The following is a 21,295-nucleotide window of genomic DNA, read 5'->3' as shown; positions in this document are numbered from 1 at the left end:
GTGAAGCCAGTCGCTCCTCAGTCTCCGGCAGACATCAGCCGTCGTTCTCGGAGGAAGGAAGGTACGCCCCCGGCACATCCTTCGGCGCGTAGATCTTGTTCTCGCCCGGGTACGGCTTGTTCCAGTTGTGCGTCTCGTACCAGGTGAGGTGGTTCATCTGGGCGGGGTTGGCGTAGTCGGGGACGGCGTGGGGGCCGGTCAGCCGCTGCTTGGACTTCCACTTGTCCCAGATTGCCGCCAGGTCCTGCTTGTCCGCGGGTACCTTCGCGGGCGCGACGGTCGCTGCTTGGGGGTTCTGTGGTGCCGGGGTGTCCGGGCCGCAGGGCGGCAGGGTCTTCAGGCCGTCGGTGAGCGGGACGCGGTTGGGCTGCGCCTTGAACGGGGTGGTGTCCGGGTAGGGGGTGAAGGCGCTGCTCATGGGGCTGGCCGCGCTGTCCTTCTGGTTCATCGGGTGGATCCCGAGGATCTGCTCGATGGTCCGGATCATCGTGATCTGGGTGTAGTAGTGGCTGTCGGTCTTGCCGTGCCGTGCCCAGGGGCTGATGATCTGGATCGGGGCCCGGTGCCCGTCGACGTGGTCGAGGCCGGCCTGGGAGTCGTCCTCGACGACGAAGATGGCCGAGTTCTTCCAGTACTTGCTGTGCGAGATCTTGTCGACCATCTTGCCGACCGCGAGGTCGTTGTCCGCGACCTGGGCGGACGGGCTCGCGGGACCACCGGTGTGGTCGTTGGAGAACCAGAACATGTTCAGGTTCGCCGGCCCGTTCTTCTCGAAGTCCTGTTTCCAGATCTGGTACTTGTAGATGTCCGGGACGTCGAGGTCGAACATCGGGAAGCCGGGCACCGACACGTCGTTGAGCGAGGGGATCGCCGACCCGGTGTTGATGGGGTAGGCCGTGCGCTGCCCGGTTGCGTCCATGGTCTTGGCGTCGCAGTACAGGTTCTGCCAGGACGCTCCGGACGGCTTGCTCTCCACCGACTGGAACTCACCGAAGTCCTTGACGGACTTGCCCGCCGCCTGCGCACCGGTCCACAGGAAACCGGACTTCTGGTGGCCAAGAGCGTCGTTCTCGGTGTCGTAGCTGCGCTGGTACTCACCGGCCGAGGACTCGGTGTACTCCGGATTGTCGCTCTGCATCAGCCAGTTGTGGCCCTCGGCGGAGTTCGTGCCGATGTCGTACATGTTGTCGTACAGCCCGAACTGCTTGGCCAGCGCGTGCTGGTTCGGCGTCACGTTCTCGCCGAACTGCGCCAGCTTCGCATCGCCGTTGCCCTGTGGCATGTCGCCGAAGACCTGGTCGTAGGTCCGGTTCTCCTTGACGATCAGGAAGACGTGCTTGATCGTCGAGGGGGCGCCGAGCCGCTGCGGGACCGCTACCGGCTTCGTGTCGCTCTTGCCGTCGGTCTTCTTGACCGAGTGGCCCATCCAGCCGTTCTGCTTGAAGACCTTGGCCGTCTCGGACCTGATGACGCTGTCGTCCGGCAGGGTGAACCGCTGCAGGCTGGAGGTGGTGTCGTGGGTGCCGTGCGCGCCGCTGGGGTTGGGACGACGGGCATCGATACCACGGGTGTTGGAGACCAGTACCTGGTTGCCGACCGTGGCGATCTCCGAGGGGAAGTAGTCCGTGGGGAGCAGACCGACGTAACTGACCGGCTCCTGCGGGCTCTTGTACCTGTACACGGCGACCGCGTTGGCGCGGCCGAGCGTCACCAGCAGATGACCGTCGTCGGTGAGCGTCACCGCGTTGGGCTCGTAACCCACCGACGCCTCCGGCCACGGCCGGGTGGCGACGGTCTGCACGACCTTGTCGCCGGCGGTGTTGATGACGGACACGTTGTTGGTGGCGGTGTTGGTGACGAACAGTGCCCCGCCCTTGGCGTACAGGGCGGTCGGGTGCAGACCGACGTCGATGCTCCCGACGGCGGCATCCGGCTTCGCCAGGTCGATGACGCTGACCGTGCCGGTGGTAGTGGCACCGGTCTTCGGGTTGGCAGGCACCTGGGTGTTGTAGGAGTTGATCGTGGTGTCGCCGGGCTTGGCCGGACGGCCGCCCTCGTTGCTGACGTAGAGCTTGTCGCCGACCTTGACCATGTCACGCGGGGCGTTGCCCACGTCCCAGCTGTGTGTGATGGCCCCGGTCGCCGCATCGAGGGCAACGACCCTGTTCTGGCCGTTGACCGCGGCGTACACGGTGGAGCCGTCGGACGAGAACACCGGCTCGCCCACCAGCGCGCGCTTGGGTCCGTCCGCCGGGATCCGGATGAACGTCGGGTTGGTGACGCTGCCGTCCGGGCTCACGGTGAACTTGGTGTAGCCGTCGGTCTGGCCCAGCCACAGCTGCTTGCCGTCGGGCGAGTACGTGGGGCCTTCCTGGCCCACGGAGTTGCTGCTGATGCGCGGGTTCGACGATGCGGAGGCGCTGACGAGCTGCTGCACCTTCCAGTTCTCGCGGTCGACGATGGCCAGCGCCGCTCCGCCGTCGGTCAGCGAGGCTGCGATGTGGGTGCCGTCCGGGCTGACCGAGGACGACATGATCTTGCCGTTGTCGATGACGAGGCGGTCGCCGTACGGGGCGATGTACTGGTCGCTGGAGATGACCTGGCCGTTTGCCGTGTTCTGGCCGACCTGGGCGGTGCCGAACTGGTGCGTTTGGGCATAGCCGATGCCGGCGGTGGCGGCGAGGGCGACCGCGGTGGCCGTTGCCAGGGCACTGCGGCGGCTGAAGCGGCTGACGCGTCTGTCGAGAGGGCCGGAACGGTCGTTCCCGTCATGCCGACGGCGGCGTATGACCTGCATGGAGTCATCCCTTCGAGGTGGAGAGAAGTTCGACATTGCCGTCGAACTGCCACAACGGGTTCGGTGTGTCCCCCTCCGGGGTCCGCACCAGGAAGTAGCCGTTGACTTCCTTCGGTCCATCGCCATCGGCCATGTACCGCCCGTCCGGGGTCACGTCGAGCTGATAGATGGCCTGCCCCACGGCCTGGACGCCGGGGAGATGCCAGGAGACGACGCAGCGCCAGTCGTTGCCCGGTCCCTGCGCGGCGACCTGGAGGCTGCCCTTGTTGCACGTCGCCGTGGCTTTCAGCTGGGCCTCGGTGACGGCGGGCCGGTGGAGTTGCTCGGTCTGCATGCGGTACAGGTGGGCGAATGCCGTGGCGACCGAGCGTTGCACCTTGTCCTGCCCGATCCCGGAGCCGGTCGCCGTGGCCGTGATCGACGTGGTGAGGACCGCCGCCGTCACGGCGACCAGCCCGATCAGCGGCAGCACTCCGACGGTGACCGCGCGGCGCCCCGAGCCGTCGTAGCTCAGGTTCGTGAAGTCGCGCCGCAGGAACAGCAGATAGGCCAGCACTGTCGCCAGCACGGCCCATGCCAGGCTGACACCGATGCCGATCAGGAGCGGGGCGAGCTGGGCCGGGCCGGTGAACAGACCACTCCAGGCGATGAAGGCGTAGCTGGGCAGGGCGAGGCGTACGGCGACGGGCAGTGGCATCATCTGGGCGAGCTGCATCGCGAGGGCGACGAGCACGGGCAGCAGCAGTCCCATCGGGGAGCGCCCCAGGGCGACGGAGCCGAGCAGTCCGATTCCGGCGAGGGCGAGTGTCGGAGCGAGGACGCAGACCCAGGCGAGCAGGACCTTGACGGCGGCGTCCGTCGGCGTCAGCAGGTGGCCGTCGAGGCCGACCAGTGGCTGGTTGCCGACCGCCACGGCTCCACCGGCCGCGCTGGAACAGGCCATTCCGGCCACGAGCAGCAGGAGGACGGTGAGGCTGGCGAACGCCTTCGCGGCGAAGATCCGCCTGGGGGACCGGACCGCCACGAGCAGGTGGCGCCAGGTGCCGAGTCGGTCCTCGGCCGCGAAGACGTCGCCGGCGACCACCGAGGTCAGCAGCGGAAGCGCCCAGGTGCCCGCGAAACCGAGCATCACCAGCGGTCCGGCCCATCCCGTGGCGTGCATCCAGCGGCCGAAAAGGGTGTCGACGGGGAGCGAGCTCTGTTGGCTCACCGCGGCGACGAAGAGCGCCGGCGCGATCCAGCAGGCGAGAACCAGCAGGCGGATCCGCCACTGCGAGACCAGCTTGACCAGCTCGAAGCGGTAGCAACGCGCCACCGAGGCGCGGCGGGTACCGGCACCGTGGGGCTGGGCGTGGGTGAGGGTGGCGGTCATCGTCCGGCCTCCTCAGGTGCGGTGAGGGCGAGGAACGCTGCCTCGAGCGGCGATACCAGGGGGGAGAGCTCGCGTACTGCGACGCCCGCCTGCACCAGCCGCACCACCAGTTGGTCGAGGGCAGCGGCCTGCGCGCGTACGACGAGTACCTTCGCGTCGTATCGCGCCCCGGTATCGTCGACAAGGCGGATCCCGGCCGTTTCGGCAGCCAGTTGGCGGGCGGCGTGCGCGTCGGAGGTGCGTACCCGGTAGTCGAGTTCCTGCTCCTCGGGGGCCAGCTTGCTCAGCGGCCCGGAGAAGACGACCCGCCCGGTGGCGAGGATGGTGACGTCGGAGCACAGGGCCTCGAGGTCGTCCATGCGGTGACTGGAGAGCACGACGCTGGTGCCGTCCGCCGCGAGCCGGGTCAGGACACCGTGTACGTGCTTTTTGCCGGCCGGGTCCAGGCCGTTGGACGGCTCGTCAAGCACCAGCAGCCGGGGCTTGGTGAGCAGCGCCGCGGCCAGCCCCAACCGCTGTCGCATGCCGAGGGAGAAGCCGCGGGCCCGATCGTCGGCGACATCGGTGAGCCCGACCTGCGCAAGCGCGTCGTCGATCGCCGTCGTCCGTGCGTCGTCACCGCGGAGCGCGGCCAGCGCGGCGAGGTTCTGCCGGGCGGTGAGCGAGGGGTAGAGACCGGGTCCGTCCACGAAGCCCGCGACTCCGTCGGGCGCGTCGAGCGTCCGTCGGACCGGTGTACCCCACATGTCGAGACTGCCGCTGTCGGCGACGGCCAGACCCAGCAGGAGGCCGAGCAAGGTCGTCTTGCCGGCGCCGTTCGGTCCGGCCAGGCCGTGAATCTGCCCCTGCGTCACCTCCAGGTCGACGCCGTCGAGCGCGACGACATCTCCGAAGCACTTGGTGATCCCGCGAGCCCGGACTGCGAGGAGTGCGTCCATGAGTCCCTTCCTTCGAAAGCCTCAAGGACCGTAGATGCGCGGCACAACGATGACCAGATGCAGTCAGTTGAATGCTCATGGAACTGTTGACGACCGGCAGCACCGCGACGATGCCCGGGCGGGCACCGAGGAGCGCCGGGGTGACAAGGCCCGCCCCGGCCCGCTGCCCGCCCGAGAGATCGTGTCCAGCGACGACAGCGTCTGGTTCCCGTACCTGACCGAACGACTGGCGGCCGTGGGACACCGGGCCACCGTGCCCCGCCTGCCGGACACCGCCGCTCCGGAGCCTGTCGCGAGCAGGGCGTGATGCGCAGCCGTGTAATGCAGGCACCGTCAAGCGTCGTTCTCCCGGACAGGGGTGACGATCTCGTCGACGAGCCAGCGGGCCGCCTTGTCCGGATAGGGACGGGGCAGCGCGAGCACGACGTGCCGGATGCCGGCGGCGGCGAGTGCACGGACGTGGGCGCGGGTGGCGGCGGGGTCGGCGTAGTCGACGATGATCTGCGCGGATCGGGTGATTTCGGCGGGGTCGCGGCCGATCGCCGCGCAGTGCGCGTCCAGGACGCGGGCGCGTTCGGCGATCCAGTCGGTGCCGTTGTGGGGCGGGCCGGGGACGTTCCAGATGTCGGCGTGCTCGGCGATGATGCGCAGTGTGCGGTCGCCCCAGCCGCCGAGCAGCAGCGGTGGGCCGCCGGGTCGGACCGGGCCGGGGCCGTTGCGGGTGCCGCGCAGGGTGGTGAAGGGGCCGTCGTGATCGAAGACCTCCTCGGTCCACATGCGGCGCAGGATGGTGATCGTCTCGGTGAGGCGGGCCAGGCCCTCACCGGGACTCGGGAGCGGGAGGCCGTAGGCGGCGTACTCGGCGACGGCCGGATTGGGGCCGTCGGGCTGTCGGGTGCCGCCAACGCCCAGGCCCATGATCAGGCGCCCTTTGGAGATCACGTCCACGGTGGTGGCGATCTTTCCGAGGTGGGCGGGGGCGCGCAGCATGTTGCTGGTGACGAGCAGACCGAGTCGGAGTCGTGTGGTGCGCGCGGCCAGTGCGGCCAGGAGCGTCCAGCCCTCCAGGACAGCGCCGCCGGGCGGCCCGGCCAGCGGCATCAGGTGGTCCCACAGCCAGGCGTCGTCGAGTTCGGGTAGTTCGTCGGCCTCCTCCCAGACGCGGAGGATGTCGTCGTAGGCCAGGTGCATGGGCGTCGTCTTGACGCCGAAGCGGAGCGCGCGGTGCGGTGCGTCAATGAGCATAGCCATCAGGGTAGTTGATCGTCAGCTGTCCTGACTATCAGGCGATGGCTAAGATTTTGGGATGGCGGAGAATGATGAAGGGGCCACGGTCGAGGAGCTGCTCGGCGCGCGGCTGGGCTACCTGCTGAAGCACGCGCAGCTGCGGCTGGCCGAGCATGCCGGGCCCGCACTTGCCCCGTACGGGCTGGATGCACGGGAGTTGGCGGTGCTCGCGGTGCTGGCGGCGGGTCGTCCGCTGTCGCAACTGGAGGCCGCGCGGCGGCTGGGCGTGGACCGCACGACGATGGTCGCGCTCGTCGACGCGCTGGAGGACAAGGGGTTGGTGGAGCGGCGCCGCAGCGAAGAGGACCGCCGCCGCAATGTCGTTGAGTTGACGGAGCGGGGCAAACGGGCGCGGGCCGATGCGGAGGACGCCCGCGAGGCGGCGGAACGAGAGTTTCTCGCCCCACTCGGCGAGAAGGACGCGGTGCGCCTGGTGAAGGCGTTGCAGGTGCTGATCAGAACTCCGGACGGGGCCTGAAGGCCCTCGGTGAGCTGATGCTCAGCGACGCGGTGATCTCACACCCCGGCGACTGGGCTCGCGCGGCCGGCGGACTCGCCATGGAGGGCGGGTTGGCCGGCGAGCTCCAGGTGCACTCCGTGGAGCGTCGCGTGGCGTGGATGCGGAGGCACCTGGCCTACGCCGACCAGCCGTAGGAGCAACTGGCCGGCTGGTACCGGCAGGCCGGCGATGACAACGCCGCCGAAACGTCCAGCCGGCCGAACAGCGTCCCGGTCAACACCGTTGGCAGGGTGGTCAGTTACCCCCTCCCGTACCCCAGGACCTGCCCGAATGGTTCCTGCGAGCACTGCGGCGTCCCCGGCCTACGCCGTATTGGCCGAAGACGGGCGATGAGTGCCGCGGCTGACGGCCCGGCCAGGATGGGGCCGCCTGCCATCCTGGCTGGTGGACGGCGGCCCGGCACGCGCCGTTCAAGTCATTCGGCAGCAGTGCGCTGTTCCGTGCTGGCTGGGGTGCTGGCGAGCCGGTAGGAGCCGGTGCCCGTCTCGATGATCGCGCCGTTGCGGGTGAGTGGGGCGGCGCTGGCCGCGCAGAGACGGGGATCGGTGAAGGTGTTCATCCACCCATCTGGGGCCGGCACTTGTTCCCTCACGAGAGTCGCTGCTGCGACCTGCCTGTATCCGTTCCTGAGGTCCTCGTTGGATCTCTCGATAGCACCCCGGTTCTCAAGGCGCTGCAAGCGCGAGGCCGGCCGCCCGGGCCAGATGTTCGAGCTCTGATCACATGGTGCTGCTGCCGAGCCCCTCCGATCGGGTCGATCCCCTTCCGTTGACCGCGCCATCGGCCGCCGCGGTGCGGCGACCGGTCGGGGAGCAGCGGCTCGATTCATGTCCACTGGGCATCCGTCAACGGCAGATCCACGCAACGATCAGGCGTTCTTGAAGGACCTGATCCAAGAGCCGTCTCGGGTGTGTCACGAGGTGCGCGGCAGTGCGAGCCAGTCCTGCCAGGTAATGTCGCGGCCCAGGTAACGGGGCTGCTGGAAGGGCCAGTCAGCGGTGATCCACTGCGGGACCAGCACGTCGAGCGCGCGCTCCACTTCGCTGCCGGCGAGGTTGTCCACCACCCACCAGCAGACTTCTGCGTCGGAGCCGGTGCGCTCGGGCGGGTCGATGTAGACGCAGCCGAGGAGCGCCGTCTCTTCCGCGTTGAGCAGCGCGTAGTTGAACGACTGGTGCGCGGCTATCTCCTTTTCGTGCCGCAGCAAGTCGATGCGGTCCGCTTCATAGGTCATTGTCTCGTTGGGCCAGCCCCAGGCCGGGCCGAAGATCTCCCACAGGCGTTCTCGGGAGCCCATCACGGCGGGGTAGTCGAGCGCGGTGTCCGCTTCCCGGATAGGCCGCAGGTGAAGCGCGGTGTCGGGCACGGCCACGTAGACGGGGTGGACGAAATCGTCAGGCAGCCAACTCATAAGGCCCGAGGCTACAGCCGGTCGGCGCGGGATGATCCGGTCGGAAGGGGCGCCACGGCGGACGGCCACCGAGCTTCGACACGGACGGGATCGTGCGCTGGCAGTGCTGCGTTGGGCCCGTGTGCGAGCGACGCGCTCAGCGTGTGACACGCCCGGAGCGCCCTCCGAAAACGGCGGGTTCCTTCCCGCCACCTCCACCCTTGCGGATGGCACGGGCACACGCGTGAGTCGGCGCCCGCCGTTTCGTCATTCACCGTGGTTGTGGTGGTCGGGCGCCGACGCCACCACGGCGGGCGTCGGCCGCTGTTGGCAGTCCTTCCTGCGGAGATTCGACCCGGAGCACAGGTTCCGGATGCTCGAACAGGCCCTCGGCCGGGCCGGGCTGCGGATTCGCGGCTCAGCCGCAGTCGACCGCTGGACCTGGCTGGTGATCGCCGCAGACGCCCAGCTCCGGCTCGCCAGGCCGCTGTTGGGCGACGTCATCCGCCGGTGGGAGAAGCCTGCGCCACCGAAGAAGCTCACTTCTGCGAGTCTGCCGCTGTGGTCGTCTGGACGGGCGGATGGTGAGGCAGCTGGGGCGGAATCGGATTGCGCCCTGTCCCCTCACGAGGTGCCTGGTGTGCCGGCTCCCGCTGGTGGCACCGCAGGCCTGGTCGCACTCTGCCAGAGGGCTATGTGAAGGTGATGCTGGCGGCTCTTCCGTGATGACTACGCCCTGATAGGGAACTCGGCCGCACACGTCGGAAGTGGCTCTGAGTCTGTGTTGCGTCACCGACGGCTGCGGAGTGATCGGTACCACAGTGCCGGGTCGTACTTTCCTCTCGTGTTAGCCTCAAACGTTTGCACGGCCGTGCCGGCTGGCCATTCTGCCCAGCCGGTTCCCTTGTTCGTCGGCTGCTCATTCCTGCCGGGCCTTCCTCGGTACGTTCCCCATGCGGAAGGCTCTTCATGAATCACCCGGACCGCCTCGGCACCTCGCACGGCGACCTTGCCCGGCCAGTTCCCCTCACCCCGACGATGTCGCCGGTCGCCTCCTTCGCCGACCTGGAACTGCCGGCCGAGGTGCTGCGAACGCTCACCGAGCTCGGCCTGCGCGAGCCCTTCCCGATCCAGGCAGCCACGCTGCCCAACGCCCTCGCGGGACGCGACGTCCTGGGGCGCGGACGCACCGGGTCGGGAAAGACGCTCGCCTTCGGCCTGCCGCTGCTCGCACGGACGGCTGGGCGGCGCGCGGAGCCGAAACAGCCCCTCGCCCTGATCCTCGTGCCTACCCGGGAGCTGGCCCAGCAGGTCACCGAGGCGCTGGCGCCGTATGCCGACGCGCTCCGGCTGCGGATGGCCACGGTCGTCGGCGGCATGTCGATCGGCCGACAGGCCGCTGCGCTGCGCGACGGGGCCGAGGTTGTCGTCGCCACCCCTGGCCGACTGCACGACCTCATCGAGCGCAAGGCCTGCCGCCTGGGACGGGTACGGATCACCGTCCTCGACGAGGCCGACCAGATGTGCGACATGGGCTTCCTGCCGCAAGTCACCGAGGTGCTCGACCAGGTGCATAGCGACGGCCAGCGGATGCTGTTCTCGGCCACCTTGGACCGCGACGTCGACCATCTGGTCCGCCGCTACCTCCACGACCCTGTTGTCCACTCGGTCGACCCGTCCGCGGGCGCGGTCACGACGATGGACCACCATGTGCTGGTCGTTCACGGCCCCGACCGGTACGCCGTCACCACGGAGATCGCCGCCCGCGACGGCCGCGTGCTGCTGTTCCTGGACACCAAGCACGCCGTCGACCAGCTCACCCGGCATTTGCGGGCCAGCGGAGTGCACGCCGCGGCCCTGCACAGCGGCAAGTCCCAGCCGCAGCGCACCCGCACCCTCGCGCAGTTCAAGAACGGCCAGATCACCGTCCTGGTGGCGACCAATGTCGCGGCTCGTGGTCTGCACGTCGACGACCTCGATCTCGTGGTCAACGTCGACCCGCCCACCGACCCCAAGGACTATCTGCACCGTGCGGGCCGTACCGCCCGGGCCGGGGAGTCCGGCAGGGTCGTCACGCTGGTGCTGTCCGGCCAGCGCCACGAGGTGAGCCGGCTGATGGCCGAGGCCGGCATCGAGCCGACGATCACCAAGGTGCGCTCGGGTGAGGCGGAGCTGAGCCGGATCACCGGGGCCAAAACCCCCTCCGGCATCCCGCTCGACGGCGGGCCCGCCGCGCCCCGGGCCAAGAACGCCAACGCCCCCTTCCGCGGCCTGGGCACCAGCAAGGACACCTCCCGCGGCACCGGCGGCAAGTCCCGCAAGGCCATCGAGGCCCGTAAGCTCGCCGAGGCCCGCAAGGCGGCCCGGGTGCGCCGCGGCGGCTGAGAGCCGCTGCGCTGATAGCCGGATGACCTGAGCTTCGATGGCGTCGGCGGTGTTCTCCTCCACGCGGGCGACGCGCCTGGTGCCGGGAACCGGGGCGAGGCCGTTGCCCTACGCGAACAGCCGGGCCAGGGCGGCGATCTGCGTTGGGGGTGGCAACGGTCTTGTGCCTCCTCCTTCCGTGGCGCCAGCCCGCAGGTCGCCCCCTCAGGGCCGGGTTCGTGGTGGCAGCTCTGTTCGGGGCCGTCCGTATTTACGCGGCCCGTCGTAGCAACTCACCTTGATGGACGGGCTGTTGCAGCATCCCTGAGAAGGGCCGGGCCGCTTCCCCGACGGTCCGGTCGGCACTCGCCTGGACCGGGTGACACGGGTTCGGGCTGACGACCAGTGCGGGCAACGGGGGAGAGGGGGCCAGTCTGTGCCAGCCCTCTGCGGAGTGGAAGGACACCGTCTTCGTCGAACGTGTTCGCCGAGCACCGCGTGCCGGCAGCTGCGCTTCAGACATGTGCAGGTTCGGGAGAGTGGAACCCCATCGGGGCTGGGGGTGTTGCTCGCCCCGCCGCCGTCCGCCAGCGCCGATTGGTGGCCAGAATCATGGGGAGGAGAACGGAGCTGAACGTGTGGCACTTGTCTCCCGTGCCCCGAGGTCAGCGGAAGAGTGCGGCGAGCAGATCATCGCCGATGCGGCGCACCGGCTCCAGACTCAGTTGGTAGTACGCACGGCGGCCGGCGCGGTCGACCGTCACCAGGCCCGCCTGGCGCAGCCGGGCGAGGTGGCGGGATACCTGGGGGAGGGTCATGCCGCTGCGGGCGGCCAGTTCCGAGGGGGTGAGGGGTTCGCGTGCGATGGCCCGGGCGATGCGCTGACGGCCGGGGTCGCGGAGGACTTCGAGCCGACGGTGGACATCCGCGTAGTTGGGCTGTGCGGCGCCGTCGGTGAGCGGCGGGTACTGGATGACGGCTATCGGTCCCGGCTCGTGCTTGACCAGGACATGGGGGCGGCCGAAGACCGAGGGCACCACGAGAAGCCGCGTGGTGGCGACGTTCACGATGCCGTGGTGGAACTTGTCGAAGACGACCCGGGGTGGCCCGCTGCGGTATGAGGCCGAGGGGTCCAGTCCGGCCAGTGCCTGGCCAGGGCCGCTGCGTTCGATGGTCGCGCGGAGCCGTGCCACGTGGGTGGCGATCGTACGAGCTGCCCGCGTCAGATCCGGCTCCAGGGCCTGGGCTGCCTGGGACAGCAGGTTGATCAGGTCCGAGCGCAGTTCGTCGGGAGCGTCGAGCAGCCGCCGGGCGAGCTCGGCTCGCGCTGTGGAGCGCAGCTCGGCCGCGGCCAGCAGGTCGTCCCGCTGCGTGGAGTCGTGCAGCACCCGGTCCAGCGGGGCTCCGGAGTTGCCGCCGCGCACCGCATAGCCGGTGAGCTCGGCGAAGCGCGGGAGCGGCAGGTCCGCGATATCTGCCAGTTCGGCGTCGAGCGGGCGGTCTGCCGCCGCGCGCAGGGGCAGCAGGTACCGGGCGCGGTAGGAGGCCCACAGCGGCGCCCAGCCCATGATCCGCTGCCGAAGCCCCGCGGGCAGGGACGCGACCGTCCCCTCGTCGTGGGCAGGGCCATCGCCTCCAAGCCCGGCGTCCAGGTTGCGGGCCCAGCGGATCGTCGCGGGGTGGTGCTCGGCCTCCGTGTAGGCGTGGAGCGCCGCCGTCAGTTCGGCCAGTGGCGAGGCGCCGACGACCACGCTGGACGGGGCCGCTCCGGCAAGCATCAGGACCACGCTCATCGTCGCCTCCTGTCCCATGCCTCACCTCGGCCACTTACCGCGAGTGCGGTAACCATAGTCGAAGCCCTCCGGGCAGCTCCTAGCGTTCCGGCAACCCCAGAACGTCGCACCACTCGGAGCGTCCATGCATTCCCCTCTCCCCGATCTGCGTGCCGTCGTGTACGAGCACCGGCCTGCGCTGAAGGAGCTGAGTCTCGAGCTGCACGCCATGCCGGAGACCCGGTTCGAGGAGTATTACGCCGTCGAGCAGCTCACCGACCGGCTCGCCGCGGCGGGCTTCGAGGTGGACAAAGGAGTCGCGGACTTGCCGACCGCCTTCACCGCCACCCACCGCGGTGCGGCGGACGGCCCGACGATCGCGGTGCTGCTGGAGTACGACGCGCTGCCCGGCATCGGTCACGGCTGCGGCCACAACCTCATTGCCGCCGGTGGCCTGATCGCCGCTCTCGCCGCGGTCGCCGTCCGGCCCGGCCACGCCGGAATGCTGAAGGTTATCGGCACCCCGGGTGAGGAGGGCGGCGGCGGCAAGATCCTCATGCTGGAGCGCGGCGTCTTTGCGGGCGTGGACGCGGCGGTGATGTTCCATCCGGCCGACCGCAGCCTGCGGGCCCGGCATGCGCTGGCCGCCAGCCACCTGCGGCTGACCTTCCACGGCGTCGCCGCCCATGCCGCCAAGGCGCCCTGGGACGGCCGCTCCGCAGCCGCCGCCGCGCAGCTGTTTCTCACGGCGGTCGACTCGATGCGGCAGTTCGTCCCGCCGACCGCCCGTGTCCACGGCATCGTGACGCACGGGGGCGACGCCCCCAACGTCGTGCCCGAGCGCGCCGAGCTGGACATCTACGTACGCGAGGCCACCTCCGCAGCCCTCGACGAGCTGCTGGTCCGGGTACTCGCCGCTGCCGAGGGTGCCGCGCTGGCCACCGGTACCACGGTCGAACATGCCGAGACCGCGCCCCGTTACACCGAGCGCAACAACAACATGACGATGGCCGACCGGCTCGCCGTCCACTCCGCCGGCCTCGGCCTGGAACTGGAGCCGCCGTCCCCCGCGAATCCGGCAGGTTCCTCGGACATCGGTAATGTGTCCGTGCACATGCCTGTGATCCATCCGTACGTGCAGATCTGCCCCCGCGGGACTCCCGGACATTCCGCGCAGATGCGCGAGGCAGCCCGTACGCCGGAAGCCCACGCCGTGACCGAAACGATGGCGACCGCCCTCGCGGCCCTGGTCCTCGACCTCCTCGACGACCCGGAATTCCTTACCTCGGTGCGCGAGGAGTTCCAGGCATCCGTCCCCGCTTGTGCCCCCGATCGCCGTCAGGAGTCGTGATGGACCCTTCCTCCCAGCCGGACCTGGCGTCCAATGCCCTGGTCAATACGTTCTTCAACTGGGATCTGATCGCCCAGACCTTCCCCAGGCTGATCACCGAGGGGCTGCTCAACACCCTCACCATCGCGGCCGGTGCGATCGTCGTCGGCATCGTCATCGCCCTGCTGGCGGCCCTGCTGCTGTTGTCGCACCGCTGGTGGATACGGCTTCCCGCCCGTCTGTACGTCGACATCTTCCGCGGCCTGCCCGTGATCATCACGGTCATGCTGATCGGTGTGGGCCTGCCCGCCGCCGGCATCCGCCCCTTCGGCACCGACCCGTTCGGCTACGCCATCCTGGCGATCGGCATCATCTCCGGCGCGTACACCGCGGAGATCTTCCGCTCCGGCATCCAGAGCGTCGACCCCGGCCAGCTCCAGGCGGCCCGCAGCCTCGGCCTGAGCTATCTCAAGGCGATGCGCCTGGTCGTGGTGCCGCAGGGCATCCGGCGTGTGCTGCCGGCGATGGCCGGTCAGTTCGTCAAGGACATCAAGGAGAGCTCGCTGGTGTACCTGCTCGGCCTCGCCGCCGGGCAGCGCGAGCTGTACTTCATCGCGCAGGAGGAGGTCGCCCGCACCTACAACTCCTCCCCGCTGATCGCCGCCGGCCTGTGCTACCTGTGCCTGACCATCCCGCTGACGTACGTCGTCAACCATCTCGACAAGCGGCTGCGCGAAGGCCCGAAGGGCGGCAACCCGCCGGCCGTCGCCGACGCGGACGTCCCCCCGACCCCCGTCTCGGCCACCGCAGGAGTGCAGGCATGACCGCCATGACCAAGGCCCCGGCCACCCCTGCCGCACTGCGGGTCACCGGTCTCAGCAAGAGCTACGGCAGCCACACCGTGCTGCGTGACATCACCATCGACGTACGCGCCGGCGAGACCCTCTGCCTGATCGGTCCCTCCGGCTCCGGCAAGTCCACTCTCCTGAAGTGCCTCAACCTCCTGGAGACTCCCGACTCCGGCGAGATCTGGCTCGGCGAGACCTGTCTGACGGCTGCGCGCGCCGACGTCGACGCCGCCCGCGCCCGCATCGGCATGGTCTTCCAGCACTTCAACCTCTTCCCGCACATGAGCGTCGAGCGCAATGTCACGCTCGCCCTGACCGCGGTCAAGGGCATGGACCGCGAGCAGGCCCGGCAGCGCGCGCTGCGCCGCCTGGCGGAGGTCGGCCTCGCGGCCTTCGCCGACCGGCGGCCCGCCCAGCTGTCCGGCGGCCAGCAGCAGCGCGTCGCCATCGCCCGCGCGCTCGCCATGGAGCCCGAGGTGATGCTCTTCGACGAGGCCACCTCCGCGCTCGACCCCGAACTGGTCAAGGACGTGCTCGCCGTGATGCGGGACCTCGCATCGGCCGGCATGACCATGGCCGTCGTCACCCACGAAATGGGCTTCGCCCGGGAGGCCGCCGACCGCGTCGCCTTCATGTGCGACGGCCGCCTCGCCGAGATCGACACCCCCGACCGGATCTTCGAACGCGCCGACCACCCCCGGCTGCGCCAGTTCCTCTCCCAGGTCCTCTGAACGCCGTCCCCCGTACAGGAGCCCCTCCCATGCACAGCACCCTGCGCAGATCACTTCTCGCCGGCGTCGCGGCCACGATGCTGCTCCCCCTCACCGCCTGCGGCGGCGACAGCAGTTCGGCGAAGGCGGCAACCGCCCGGTACAAGCTGGTACAGAACGGAGTGATCACCGCCGGCACCCAGGCCGAGCAGCCGCCCTTCGCGATGACCGACGCCTCCGGCAACCCCACCGGCTTCGCCGTCGACCTGATGAACGAGGCAGCCAAGCGCCTCGATGTGAAGGTCCGGTACAAGACCACGAACCTGCAGGGCATCCTCGCGGGGCTGTCCGCAGGGCAGTACGACATCGGCGTCGCGGGCGTGGGCGCCACTGCCGAGCGCGCCAAGCAGGTCTCCTTCACCACGCCGTACTACTGGGGCTTCACCTCCGTGGTGACCAAGAAGAGCGGCACGGAGACGCGCCTCTCGGACTTCGACGGCAAGCGGGTCGGAGTCGTCAGCGGCGCGGTCCAGGAAGCCTTCATCGCCAAGAAGATGCCCAAGGCGAAGCTCGTGCAGTTCAAGGACCAGACGGCGCTGATCTCCCAACTGCTTTCCGGCGGCGTCGAGGCGATCGTCCTCGGCGGCGCCGATGCCGACGAGTACGTCAAGAAGCAGCCCGTACGCATAGCTGTCGAGCAGGACAGCCTTCAAGGCAGCGCCTTCCCGCTGCGCAAGAACGGCGACCCGAAGCTCCTCAAGGACATCGACGCCCAGATCGACGCAATGATCGACGACGGCACCTACGTCAAGATGTACAAGAAGTACTTCCAGGACCCCATCGCCGCCGACCTGATCAAGAAGCACCCCCACCTCGCCAAGCAGGTCGCGGGAACCGATCTGGCTCCCGCGAAGTAAGCACAGCGGCCGAGCGGAGGTCGGCGAGGGCGGCCGGGTCGACGGGTACGTCGGCCCGGCCACCGTTGTCCTCCCTGTCTCTCCCTTGTACTCCCTCCGTCATTCGGTCGGCGCCTCCCCCGAAAGAGCCAGTACCCGGCTCCCTCTCTTGGGGCTCCGTTTCTCCCTCGTCGCAGCGATGCGCAGGAACCCCGTCGGCTGAGAACGTTCACGACAGAAAAGTGACCGTTTCGGCGCCTGAAAGGCCGTGATGAAGACGAGATCCGCATCGCACTCCGAATACCGCACCTCCGCGACAGCAAGGATTGGTGCGGCCGCATGGGTCGTAGCCACCGTGCAGTTCTTCGTTGTCCAACTGGTCGTGGAGGCCGGCTGGCACACTCCCTTCAGCTGGGCGAAGAACAACATCAGCGATCTCGGCAACGTCGGCTGCCGGATCTGGGATGACTCCCGGCCCCGATATGTGTGCTCGCCGCTGCACGGCGCCATGAACGCCAGTTTCGCCGTCCACGGTGTACTGCTGCTCGCCGGCATACTGCTGGCGGGAGCGTGCTGGGGCCGCGGTGGGATATCGGTTGGTTCCCGAATTCTGCTCGCCGTAAGTGCCGGTGGGTGGGTTCTGGTCGGCCTTGTTCCGGCAGATGTCGACGAGAATCTTCATGTCGGGGGCGCACTGCTCATCATGGGGCTGGGAAATCTCGGGCTTCTCCTCACCGGATTTTCCTCCCGGGACTCACTCTTCGGCCGACTGCGGAGCATAACCCTCTCGATGGCTGTCGCTGCGGTACTCGCGACCTGGATGTTCTTCGGCCAGCACGACCCCGGAATCGGAATGGGCGGTCTGGAACGTATCGCGGCCTGCGCACTGGACGCGTGGAGCCTCGTCATGGCTCTCGCCATACTCCGTAGCCGCCGGTCGGACAACGAGGGCGAAGTGGCGAGTCTTCGCAGCGATCGTGCGCGGCGCGTTGGGTGACGACGCGTTCCTCGGGGCGCCCACGCAGAGGTACGGGGAGGGCCGGCCCCTGTACGAGAAGCGGAGTCCAGGCTCACGCAGAAAGCTCACCTCTTCCGTGAGTGCGCCGGACAGTCCGCCCCCGGGTCGGCACTATTGCCGTCTTGTACGCCAGGCTGCGTCATGAGGGAAATCCCGGTTCATGGGTTGCCTCGTCCAGGTCCCGGTATGCCCATGCCACCTTGTACCTCTCGGCGCGCTACCTTCCCCTACACCAGCAGGCGCCCTGACCGGGTAGCCCAGTGTCTGACCGATCATGGACGCAGCGATGGGATTTCCCGGCTCGGCAAGTCTCAAGTCTCACCACCGTTGTCGACACCACAGGAGGAACATGTGGCTCAGCTGCTGAGAGTTCAGAACTTCAGTGTCTCGAGTGACGGAATCGGTGCCGGTGAGGACCAGACCCTGGAGAGACCATTCGGTCATGTCGAGCCCGAGAGGCTATTTGCCTGGGCCGGCGCCACGGCGAGCTGGCCCATGCGCACCGACCCCGGGGGGAGCCGGGGCCTGGACGACTACTTCACGCGGGACTACGCCCGCAATATCGGCGCTGAGATCATGGGCCGCAACAAGTTCGGGCCCCAGCGCGGGCCCTGGCACAACCATGAGTGGCAGGGCTGGTGGGGTGACGAGCCCCCGTTCCGCACTCCGGTATTCGTCCTGACCCACCACAAGCGTCCGTCGTTCACGCTGTCCGACACCACGTTCCACTTCGTCGCCGGCGACCCGGCCACGGTCCTGGAGCAGGCCCGGGAGGCAGCGCAGGGCAAGGACGTCCGGCTTGGCGGCGGGGTGAGCACCATCCGGGAGTTTCTCGACGCCGACCTCGTCGACACCCTGCACGTGGCGGTTTCGCCGGTGCGGCTCGGGTCCGGATTGCGACTCTGGGAGTCCCCCGATGAGCTGCTCGACCGGTTCCACCTGGAGGTCGTGCCCAGCCCGAGCGGGGTGACGCACCACCTGTTCTGGCGGAAATGACCAGTCCTCAGGGCTGGCCCCGGCCGGCCGTTTTGCCTCCCGGGGCCGCCCTGAGGCGGGCCGACGCGTCACGCCTCAGGCCGTCAGGTCAGCCGCATGGGCGGGTTTCCTCAGCTCGTGCCGGTGGAGCAGAGCCGGTCCGTCACACGCCGCGCGGTCGCGGCCGCCGTCTGCGCCACGATGATGCCTTAGAGGCGGAGCGCCGTACGGTCGGCGGGGGAGGGGCGCGCCGGTCGTGTAATTCCCCACCCGCACGGCACGATTCCCCAGGGGGATGCTGAACGCGTACGGCACAACCTCGAATGGCTGATCAGACCACGGGCGGCCCCGCCTCGATGCGACGCAGCACCGGGGGAGGCGGTCCAGGTCGGGGCCGGTCTGGACCTGTCGCTCGTCCCACCAGGTGGCGCCGGCGTCGTGCAGCGGACCGATCAGGTCCCTGGCCTTCGCTGCGTCCGGGGGCGTGGCACCGCCGAGCACGAACTCGAAGGGGCGCTCAGCCCCGGCCGTACGGTGCTCGCGCACGTAGCCGACCAGTTCCCGTACCTCCGCCACGTCCGGCACATGACCGTGCCGGGCCGTCTCGAAGAGCGGCATCGCGCCGTCCCACCGTGCTGCCCGCCGCATGGGCGCACGACGCGGCCAGAACCCGCCGATCCACACCGGCGGACCGGGCCGTTGCACGGTGGCGGGCAGCAGCGTCACGTCCCGGACTTCGTAGTGCCGGCCGTGGTGGTTCACTTGCTTGCCGGACCAGAAGCGGGCCAACAGGTCCAGTCCCTCGTCGAGCCGTTCGGCCAGGAGGCGTAGCTCGGCGGCGTCGCCGAAGCTGCGGTATTCGTCCTCGATCGGGCCGCCCAGGCCAGCGGCGAAGATCACCCGGCCGCCGCTGAGGTGGTCCAGGGTGGCCACCTGGCGGGCGAGTTGCTGCGGACGGTAACGGGGGACCGGCGTCAGCAGGGTGCCCAGTCGGATCCGGGAGGTGGCCAGCGCGGCCGCGGTGAGCAGCATCCAGGGGTCTCCGAAGGGACGACCCTGGTGCTGCCGGTGCAGTACGTGGTCCCAGACGAAGAGCCCGTCCCAGCCGGCCTGTTCGGCGGCAGCGGCAACGGTCGCGACATTACGGGGGTCGGCGAAGTCACCGAAGTTCGGGATGTTGATGGAGAAGCGCATCCCAGCAGGATGCGCAGCCGGCCACGAAGCGGTAACCGGAGGACTTGAGTGCCGGACGGCACCAAGGGCGCGAGGGCCTCCTGCACTCGGCGGTAGATGTCGCCATCCCCACCGAGGCGGAAGGCCCTCGCCCGTTCCAGCACCACAACGGCACATGTCGTGTGTCACCAACGTGCCGGAACGGCAGACTCAGGCCGGCGGCAGCTTTCCGTGGCCGAAGAGCTTGCGCTCGTCGTGCAGCGCGAACGGCGTGGTCCTGAGGTCGACGATCTGGATGCCGAAGACCTTGAGTTGCAGCATCAGTTGGGTCTTGAGGTCGTAGCCCGCGCTGAGCGCCCACGCCGGAGCGCCGCCGCCGGTGGCCGCCGCGGCCCGCCCGGTGAGGTGGACGGACAGGTCGCCGCCGACCCCCGCGGTGTCGTAGAGGAACACCTGGGCATGTGCGCCGACGCGGGCCGTCGCGGTGGCCGCCCCCTCGACGCGGGGCGTACCGCCCTTGGTCTGCTGGTGTGCCTCGTGGAGCGGCTGCCAGCCGTGCCCGCGGTCGTACTTCGCGCCGACGGCGAACGAACCGGAGGTGCGCTGGTCGGCGTCGAGCACGATGCGCCCGCCGGCGGTGAAGCGGTAGGTGAAGGTGACCTCGGTGCTGACCACGACGGGAACCGGGCCGACCCAGAAGACGTGCCGCCCGGTGACCGCGGCCAGCGGCACCGAGACCTGCCCGGTGTCGGCGGTGCCGCGCACCTTGCCGTGCACCTGCCAGCCGTAGGAGTAGGAGCCGCCGAGCCCGATGGCCGCGCGCTCCGGCAGCAGGTTCAGTCCGCCGCGCTTGTTGTACTGGAAGATCAGCTCCGGCCGGAACGCCACCTCGCCGGAGAGCCGGGCGGGAGACTTACCGGTGGCTTCCATGCCCTTGGGCAGCGGCACGTTGACGCCCAGGCGCAGAGTGGTGAGCGCCTTCCTCGCCTCGGGCGGCAGCGTACCGCCCGGGGAGGTGGCGGCCGCGCCGGTGCGGGCGAGCCCGTTGCGCGGCGTTCCGGAGGCGGCGGCCGACGGGCTCGGCGAGGCTCCGGCCGATGCGTCCGGGCCGTCGCCGGCGGGCGTGCTCGGCTCGTCGGACGGCGTGCTCGCGCCGTTGGACGGGGTGGCCTGGCCGGTGCCGGCGGAGGGGGTGCGCACGCTGACGCCGGATGAGAGCGGCTTGACGGTGAGTTCGCCGGGCAGCAGCGCCGCGCGCCGGTCCACCTTCTGGTCGCCGAGCAGCTCCGGGAGCGTGGCCGGGGCGGTGGTCACCCGGACCTCGCCGCCGCGGGAGTCGGTGACCTTGCCCACCTTGAACAGCGCTCCCGAGGGGGCGTGCCGGTTGGGCGCGGCGGCGATGACGTCGCCCGTGCGCACGGTCTTGCCGGCGGACGGCTTGAGCACCGCCTGCTTGCGCTGGGCGTCGTAGGACGAGAGCTGTACGGAGACCGAACGGCCGGAGCCGGCGGGCGCGTCGGACGGCTTGGCGACGACGGCGCCTTCCGGGCCGGAGGCTCCGGCACCGTCGTGCGCCGCGGCGTCCGGGTCCGCGGACTCGGCGGTCCGTATACCGGCCGGGGGTGTGCCGGGGTCCTTGGAATCGGAGAGCAGGGCGTGGGTGCCGAGGGCGGCGGGGACGAGTACGCCGACCGCGGCAGCGGGCACCGCGATACGGCGCCAGGAAACAGCCATGGAATTCCTTGGGGAAGTGCGGGGGGTGTTGGGGAAAGCGGGCCGCCTACCGGTCCCCGATGGATCCTGACGACGGCACAGAAGTCGTCCATGATCGAACATCTGTAGGGGTTCGGGCGGCTTCCTCGTAGCATGGCGACGAATGATCGCTTTCGCCATGGGGAAAGACAC

At 69.5% G+C, this 21,295-nt stretch carries 17 protein-coding genes and 2 pseudogenes; 10 read left to right on the top strand and 9 right to left on the bottom strand.

Annotated elements, in window-relative coordinates:
• Nucleotides 1–34: 34 nt before the first annotated feature.
• Genes V2J85_RS14845 through V2J85_RS14835 form a run of 3 tightly spaced genes read right to left on the bottom strand, consistent with a single transcriptional unit; the run spans nt 35 to nt 5,107 of the window.
• Entirely contained in the window at nt 35–2,797 is a 2,763-nt protein-coding gene (locus V2J85_RS14845; protein ID WP_330821840.1) for a bifunctional YncE/alkaline phosphatase family protein, read from the bottom strand.
• Between the two features lie 4 nt (nt 2,798–2,801).
• Nucleotides 2,802–4,169: an ABC transporter permease gene (locus tag V2J85_RS14840; protein ID WP_261958169.1), complete on the bottom strand. Its 1,368-nt coding sequence runs from the start codon at nt 4,167–4,169 to the stop codon at nt 2,802–2,804.
• Nucleotides 4,166–5,107: an ABC transporter ATP-binding protein gene (locus V2J85_RS14835; protein WP_261958170.1), complete on the bottom strand. Its 942-nt coding sequence runs from the start codon at nt 5,105–5,107 to the stop codon at nt 4,166–4,168. The genes V2J85_RS14840 and V2J85_RS14835 overlap by 4 nt, the downstream gene beginning before the upstream one ends.
• A gap of 34 nt (nt 5,108–5,141) precedes the next feature.
• On the opposite strand from V2J85_RS14835, the gene V2J85_RS14830 reads away from it, so the two are divergent.
• On the top strand, nt 5,142–5,414 hold the full coding sequence (locus tag V2J85_RS14830; protein ID WP_261958171.1) for a hypothetical protein: 273 nt from the start codon (nt 5,142–5,144) through the stop codon (nt 5,412–5,414).
• Nucleotides 5,415–5,440: 26 nt separating this feature from the next.
• On the opposite strand, the gene V2J85_RS14825 is transcribed toward V2J85_RS14830, so the two are convergent.
• Complete coding sequence (locus V2J85_RS14825; protein WP_261958172.1) at nt 5,441–6,352, bottom strand: LLM class flavin-dependent oxidoreductase; 912 nt, start codon at nt 6,350–6,352, stop codon at nt 5,441–5,443.
• A gap of 61 nt (nt 6,353–6,413) precedes the next feature.
• Here V2J85_RS14825 and V2J85_RS14820 point away from each other — a divergent pair, with 61 nt between their 5' ends.
• Both V2J85_RS14820 and V2J85_RS14815 read left to right on the top strand, forming a co-directional pair.
• Nucleotides 6,414–6,872 (top strand): MarR family winged helix-turn-helix transcriptional regulator, encoded by a 459-nt coding sequence (locus V2J85_RS14820; protein ID WP_261958173.1) that lies wholly within the window; start codon nt 6,414–6,416, stop codon nt 6,870–6,872.
• A 17-nt stretch (nt 6,873–6,889) separates the two neighbouring features.
• Nucleotides 6,890–7,048 carry a hypothetical protein gene (locus tag V2J85_RS14815; RefSeq protein WP_330821839.1) on the top strand — a complete coding sequence of 53 codons (159 nt, stop codon included), beginning with the start codon at nt 6,890–6,892 and terminating at the stop codon, nt 7,046–7,048.
• A 281-nt stretch (nt 7,049–7,329) separates the two neighbouring features.
• On the opposite strand, the pseudogene V2J85_RS14810 reads toward V2J85_RS14815, so the two are convergent.
• Nucleotides 7,330–7,479 (bottom strand): annotated as a pseudogene (locus tag V2J85_RS14810) (IS21-like element helper ATPase IstB); the annotation flags it as partial.
• A gap of 348 nt (nt 7,480–7,827) precedes the next feature.
• A complete protein-coding gene (locus tag V2J85_RS14805; protein ID WP_330821838.1) occupies nt 7,828–8,325 on the bottom strand; it encodes an N-acetyltransferase in 498 nt (165 codons plus the stop codon).
• Between the two features lie 948 nt (nt 8,326–9,273).
• Here V2J85_RS14805 and V2J85_RS14800 point away from each other — a divergent pair.
• Nucleotides 9,274–10,689 (top strand): DEAD/DEAH box helicase, encoded by a 1,416-nt coding sequence (locus V2J85_RS14800; RefSeq protein ID WP_330821837.1) that lies wholly within the window; start codon nt 9,274–9,276, stop codon nt 10,687–10,689.
• A 644-nt stretch (nt 10,690–11,333) separates the two neighbouring features.
• On the opposite strand, the gene V2J85_RS14795 is transcribed toward V2J85_RS14800, so the two are convergent.
• Nucleotides 11,334–12,461 carry an ArsR/SmtB family transcription factor gene (locus tag V2J85_RS14795; protein WP_330821836.1) on the bottom strand — a complete coding sequence of 376 codons (1,128 nt, stop codon included), beginning with the start codon at nt 12,459–12,461 and terminating at the stop codon, nt 11,334–11,336.
• Between the two features lie 124 nt (nt 12,462–12,585).
• On the opposite strand from V2J85_RS14795, the gene V2J85_RS14790 reads away from it, so the two are divergent.
• The 6 genes from V2J85_RS14790 to V2J85_RS14765 all read left to right on the top strand — a co-directional run bounded on the left by V2J85_RS14790 (nt 12,586) and on the right by V2J85_RS14765 (nt 18,238).
• On the top strand, nt 12,586–13,791 hold the full coding sequence (locus V2J85_RS14790) for a M20 family metallopeptidase (protein WP_330821835.1): 1,206 nt from the start codon (nt 12,586–12,588) through the stop codon (nt 13,789–13,791).
• The gene (locus V2J85_RS14785) at nt 13,791–14,594 is read left to right on the top strand and encodes an amino acid ABC transporter permease (protein ID WP_330821834.1); all 804 of its coding nucleotides are present in this window, start codon (nt 13,791–13,793) and stop codon (nt 14,592–14,594) included. Before V2J85_RS14790 ends, V2J85_RS14785 begins: the two co-directional genes overlap by 1 nt.
• On the top strand, nt 14,591–15,349 hold the full coding sequence (locus V2J85_RS14780) for an amino acid ABC transporter ATP-binding protein (protein WP_261958180.1): 759 nt from the start codon (nt 14,591–14,593) through the stop codon (nt 15,347–15,349). Before V2J85_RS14785 ends, V2J85_RS14780 begins: the two co-directional genes overlap by 4 nt.
• Nucleotides 15,350–15,378: 29 nt before the next feature.
• Nucleotides 15,379–16,245, top strand: a complete 867-nt coding sequence (locus tag V2J85_RS14775; protein WP_261958181.1) for a substrate-binding periplasmic protein — start codon at nt 15,379–15,381, stop codon at nt 16,243–16,245.
• Nucleotides 16,246–16,579: 334 nt separating this feature from the next.
• The gene (locus V2J85_RS14770; protein ID WP_330821833.1) at nt 16,580–17,221 is read left to right on the top strand and encodes a DUF998 domain-containing protein; all 642 of its coding nucleotides are present in this window, start codon (nt 16,580–16,582) and stop codon (nt 17,219–17,221) included.
• A 372-nt stretch (nt 17,222–17,593) separates the two neighbouring features.
• Nucleotides 17,594–18,238 (top strand): dihydrofolate reductase family protein, encoded by a 645-nt coding sequence (locus V2J85_RS14765; RefSeq protein WP_261958183.1) that lies wholly within the window; start codon nt 17,594–17,596, stop codon nt 18,236–18,238.
• A gap of 310 nt (nt 18,239–18,548) precedes the next feature.
• Here the strand turns inward: V2J85_RS14765 and V2J85_RS14760 are convergent.
• Nucleotides 18,549–19,411 (bottom strand): annotated as a pseudogene (locus tag V2J85_RS14760) (LLM class flavin-dependent oxidoreductase).
• A gap of 189 nt (nt 19,412–19,600) precedes the next feature.
• A complete protein-coding gene (locus tag V2J85_RS14755) occupies nt 19,601–21,124 on the bottom strand; it encodes a hypothetical protein (protein ID WP_330821831.1) in 1,524 nt (507 codons plus the stop codon).
• Nucleotides 21,125–21,295 lie beyond the last annotated feature (171 nt).

It is taken from the genome of Streptomyces bugieae (assembly GCF_036352915.1).
Lineage (GTDB): Bacteria > Actinomycetota > Actinomycetes > Streptomycetales > Streptomycetaceae > Streptomyces > Streptomyces endophytica.
Note: the sequence above shows the minus strand (reverse complement) of the source record. Positions and strands in the feature narration are given on the sequence as shown.

What these genes read in the sequence shown, in the direction of transcription:
- V2J85_RS14845 (WP_330821840.1), bottom strand. Translation starts at nt 2,797, where the DNA reads ATGCAGGTCATACGCCGCCGTCGGCATGACGGGAACGACCGTTCCGGC.
- V2J85_RS14840 (WP_261958169.1), bottom strand. Translation starts at nt 4,169, where the DNA reads ATGACCGCCACCCTCACCCACGCCCAGCCCCACGGTGCCGGTACCCGC.
- V2J85_RS14835 (WP_261958170.1), bottom strand. Translation starts at nt 5,107, where the DNA reads ATGGACGCACTCCTCGCAGTCCGGGCTCGCGGGATCACCAAGTGCTTC.
- V2J85_RS14830 (WP_261958171.1), top strand. Translation starts at nt 5,142, where the DNA reads ATGCGCGGCACAACGATGACCAGATGCAGTCAGTTGAATGCTCATGGA.
- V2J85_RS14825 (WP_261958172.1), bottom strand. Translation starts at nt 6,352, where the DNA reads ATGCTCATTGACGCACCGCACCGCGCGCTCCGCTTCGGCGTCAAGACG.
- V2J85_RS14820 (WP_261958173.1), top strand. Translation starts at nt 6,414, where the DNA reads ATGGCGGAGAATGATGAAGGGGCCACGGTCGAGGAGCTGCTCGGCGCG.
- V2J85_RS14815 (WP_330821839.1), top strand. Translation starts at nt 6,890, where the DNA reads ATGCTCAGCGACGCGGTGATCTCACACCCCGGCGACTGGGCTCGCGCG.
- V2J85_RS14805 (WP_330821838.1), bottom strand. Translation starts at nt 8,325, where the DNA reads ATGAGTTGGCTGCCTGACGATTTCGTCCACCCCGTCTACGTGGCCGTG.
- V2J85_RS14800 (WP_330821837.1), top strand. Translation starts at nt 9,274, where the DNA reads ATGAATCACCCGGACCGCCTCGGCACCTCGCACGGCGACCTTGCCCGG.
- V2J85_RS14795 (WP_330821836.1), bottom strand. Translation starts at nt 12,461, where the DNA reads ATGAGCGTGGTCCTGATGCTTGCCGGAGCGGCCCCGTCCAGCGTGGTC.
- V2J85_RS14790 (WP_330821835.1), top strand. Translation starts at nt 12,586, where the DNA reads ATGCATTCCCCTCTCCCCGATCTGCGTGCCGTCGTGTACGAGCACCGG.
- V2J85_RS14785 (WP_330821834.1), top strand. Translation starts at nt 13,791, where the DNA reads ATGGACCCTTCCTCCCAGCCGGACCTGGCGTCCAATGCCCTGGTCAAT.
- V2J85_RS14780 (WP_261958180.1), top strand. Translation starts at nt 14,591, where the DNA reads ATGACCGCCATGACCAAGGCCCCGGCCACCCCTGCCGCACTGCGGGTC.
- V2J85_RS14775 (WP_261958181.1), top strand. Translation starts at nt 15,379, where the DNA reads ATGCACAGCACCCTGCGCAGATCACTTCTCGCCGGCGTCGCGGCCACG.
- V2J85_RS14755 (WP_330821831.1), bottom strand. Translation starts at nt 21,124, where the DNA reads ATGGCTGTTTCCTGGCGCCGTATCGCGGTGCCCGCTGCCGCGGTCGGC.